At 38.7% G+C, this 3551-nt stretch carries 3 protein-coding genes; all 3 read right to left on the bottom strand.

The features are described 5' to 3' along the window. Nucleotides 1–280 precede the first annotated feature (280 nt). Entirely contained in the window at nucleotides 281–1114 is an 834-nt protein-coding gene (locus G622_RS23930) for a transporter substrate-binding domain-containing protein (RefSeq protein ID WP_044917118.1), read from the bottom strand. A 334-nt stretch (nucleotides 1115–1448) separates the two neighbouring features. After that, entirely contained in the window at nucleotides 1449–1622 is a 174-nt protein-coding gene (locus G622_RS26045; RefSeq protein WP_155831570.1) for a GNAT family N-acetyltransferase, read from the bottom strand. 40 nt (nucleotides 1623–1662) lie between these two features. Next, nucleotides 1663–3090, bottom strand: a complete 1428-nt coding sequence (locus tag G622_RS0119785) for an AAA family ATPase (protein WP_026512085.1) — start codon at nucleotides 3088–3090, stop codon at nucleotides 1663–1665. Nucleotides 3091–3551 lie beyond the last annotated feature (461 nt).

The raw sequence follows: 3551 nt of genomic DNA, 5'->3' as shown, positions 1-3551 counted from the left end.
ATTCTTTTTGGAATTTTCAGGGTTGCATTACTATTTCATTGTCAAAGTGCTTTGTCTTGGCTTGTCGCTCAAGGCTCAGTTAGATTATCATTCTGAGAATATAAAGTCAACACTTTTTTTAAGAAAAATTATTAAGGAATTCTTAAATTGCTACAGACTTTTAGAATAGGGCTTTTTCGGTTTTAGAAATTCAACACAATACCAGGATATTAGCATATGCTCTCCACCCCCACAAAAAAACATATTTTCATGTCTTTACCCAAGACACCATTATCTAACACTAAGCTGCGTCATCCATTTCTTTCTCAATGAAACGATAGATATATTTATCAGAAAGCTCATTGATTCTGCCTTCTGCTTTCTCTTTTTCAAGAAACTTATTTACATATTCCAAAAGATCCTCAGATCCCTTTGGCATAAGTACCCCGAGTTGTCCATTAGTAAATGGTTCATATATGAGAGGAGCAGCAAGCCGACTGTCCTGTCCAACATAATAGCCAGCCTCCATGATTTCCGTGATCATCACATCTGCCTCTCCAGAAGCAACAAGTCCCGGAATTTCCTGATTCACATCATGAATTATGAGAGTGGCATCCGGAAGGTTCTCGCGGGCAAACTTCTCATTCAGTCCTCCTGGATTTTCCATCACACGTACCTCTGGATGATTTATAGCCTCAATAGAGATATATTTATCCGCATCCTCTGCCCGGCACAGTACAGTCTTTCCATTCTCAAGATATCCCTCAGACATAAGGGCCTGCTCTTTACGGGCATCAGTTATGGTTATCCCACAGATTGCAAGGTCAAATTTTCCTGCCTGCGTATCTTCCATTAGCGTAGGCCAGGATGTTTCCACATACTCAATTTCTACGCCAAGAGCATCAGCAAGATCCTCTGCCAGCTCTGCATCAAAACCAACATATGTATCAGTTTCTGGATCAAGATACGACATCGGCTGGTAATCTCCGGCAGTACCCACTTTCAGAACTCCACTATTTTTTATACCGCCAAGAACAGATGCGGAATCAGTAATATCCGAACTTCTCCCACATCCTGCTATTATTCCCAATGATAGTACAACCATTATTATCACAGACTGAACATTCTTTTTCATAAATTTCCTCTATCGATTTAATCCCCTATCAGTCATATCTTCTGACAATTATATGCCATGATATGGTGGATTCTTTATTTTTTTCACAACTATATGTTGCGTTTAGGATTTAAGTACCCTTTTTCTACTAAGTAAAGCATCAACTAGTTTTCTCTGTCAGAGCTTCCTCCTTGTTCTTCCCGGCACGGATCCTGCCCCTGTAGGTAGATGCTTTTGCACCATAGGCCGCACACATTGCAGCCATGGTAGGATATCTGTTTCCCAGATGGTCTTCTATGCGGTAGGTAACATCGTCAATGATCTCATCGATGGTATATCCCTTGCCAAGCTTATCCTATAACTTACGTGAATATAGTACTTCTTCAGTACCAAACGCCGGCTGTGAAATACCGGTAAATTCAAAACCCTTTGCTTCATAAAAAACTTTGGCATGGACATTATCTCTAAATACCCATAGCACAACTTCAGAGTATCCTGCTTTTTTAATGTCACTTAGCACATGATCCATCAAATTGTTCCTGCTCCATCAAGGCTTCCTTCTCTCACAATCATATTCCCATAAACAACTTATCAGGACTAACTATGTTTTGTATAACCTCCGCATGCTCATTCTTTTTAAAGCCATTTGACGTTATCAGTGTGATATGAACTGACTTGTCCGGTTGTACTTCCTCGATGAAAGTATCGACCTTGTTTATAAGGTCTTCCTTGTATTTACCGCTTATTTCAAATTCCTTATCAGTACATTTCATCTCACATAGATTTATTACGTCATCTGCCCTGTCTATCAAAAGGTCTATCTGAGCACCTCCTGTTTTCTTTTTACTCTTCCAAGAGTATTCCGAGCTCTCAACCCCTGCAATCCCAAGAGCTGATTTTATCTGTGGAACATGCAAAAGGCAAACGATTTCAAAAGCATTCCCCCTCCAGGCATAATACTCTGGTGATTTAATGAATGTCTGCCAAGACTTGATCTTTTTATCACGAATAAAATGCAAACTAAAGAGCACAAATGGATCAATCACCTGATAAAAGTATCCCGTTTTACTCGTTGTTACATTATTGTACTGTCTGATAAAACCACACTGTTCAAGTTCACGGATTGCTTTTGTTAGCCCTTCACCATCAGATACCCCGGACTTTTGGACAAGCTCTGTCCTTTGGAGTCCTCGTTTCAGTTCTGCCATGGTTTCAATTATCTTTATGTGATTGTCTGCCTTTTTAAACAATGACCGGAACAGATGCTCATATTCATGATGAAGATCTCCCCGCTCATCAAAAATAAGACTGTCAACGTTCTGGGCAAGGCTCAGTCTCCTGTCATACAGATTCAGATAATATGGTATTCCCCCAAATATCATATAGCTTTCAATAATCTTATCTCTGCCCAGGCTGATTCCGTTGTTTTTAAAGAAAAGCTCGCATTCCCCAAGACTGAAGGGATACATGTGCATCTGCTTTGTTACTCTGTTATGAAAGCCTCCCACATCGTTTAAAATATTATTTATTATCCATGATGTGGCAGAACCGCATACTATTAGCAGAAGATCCTTCTGCGAAGATGCCCAGCTGTTCCAGAAAAAGTCAAAAGCAGACCTGAAATCTGATCTTGCAGTATCCATCCAGGGAACCTCATCCAAAAAAACGACTCTTTTCCCACTTGAATAATCTCTCTGTACATCCTCATTTTCAAGTATCGCTCTTAAACGACTAAACGCCTCAAACCAATCCTTAGGAATAGTGCCTGTCTTATCACCAAAATATTTAAGCGATTCATTGAAAGCTTTTAACTGGTTACGCGTCTTCTCGTCAGGAATACCTGTTGTATAAAACGAAAAGCGTTCATTAAAATACTCTTTAATAAGAAAAGTCTTTCCTACTCGACGGCGCCCAAATACTACCAAAAATTCCGGTCTTTTAGATTCAAGGCACTGCGCCAAAATATCCTGTTCTCTTTCTCTTCCAATTACATTCATAACGAGCTATTCCCTTATAATCTGCTGAAATGCACTTTTAAATACCAATTTCAGCAGATTATAACAAATATCGTCCTTATAATCTGCTGAATTATATTGCAAATATACCACTCTTTATTATTTTTTTCAAGAACCAGACAACGGTCCCTCAATCCGAGCTGCTTACATAAACCTGCACAAATTGTTATCATACTGAAAAAATAATGGTCATGCTTTTAAGATTATTTTTTATCAACATATTGGTAATATCAGAAATTCAGCTCTTTTTTCTAAGGAGCAAATATGCCAGAATAATTGATATAATGCAGATCTTTACAACATGCCAGAGATAAGTTACCTTTTGACACCCTAATCCTATTAAATAACAAAACGCTTATCTTAGGATGTTTCCCAAAATAAGCGTCAAATGTTATATCTATTTATAGTTATGCACAAAAATGGGGCCTACAGGGCTCGAACCT

Origin of the sequence: Butyrivibrio sp. LC3010 (assembly GCF_000424385.1) — a bacterium.
GTDB lineage: Bacteria > Bacillota > Clostridia > Lachnospirales > Lachnospiraceae > Butyrivibrio.
Note: the sequence above shows the minus strand (reverse complement) of the source record. Positions and strands in the feature narration are given on the sequence as shown.

Excerpts from the sequence above, each read along its gene's own strand:
- G622_RS23930 (WP_044917118.1), bottom strand. The coding sequence starts at position 1,114 with ATGAAAAAGAATGTTCAGTCTGTGATAATAATGGTTGTACTATCATTG.
- G622_RS0119785 (WP_026512085.1), bottom strand. The coding sequence starts at position 3,090 with ATGAATGTAATTGGAAGAGAAAGAGAACAGGATATTTTGGCGCAGTGC.
- G622_RS26045 (WP_155831570.1), bottom strand. The coding sequence starts at position 1,622 with ATGGATCATGTGCTAAGTGACATTAAAAAAGCAGGATACTCTGAAGTT.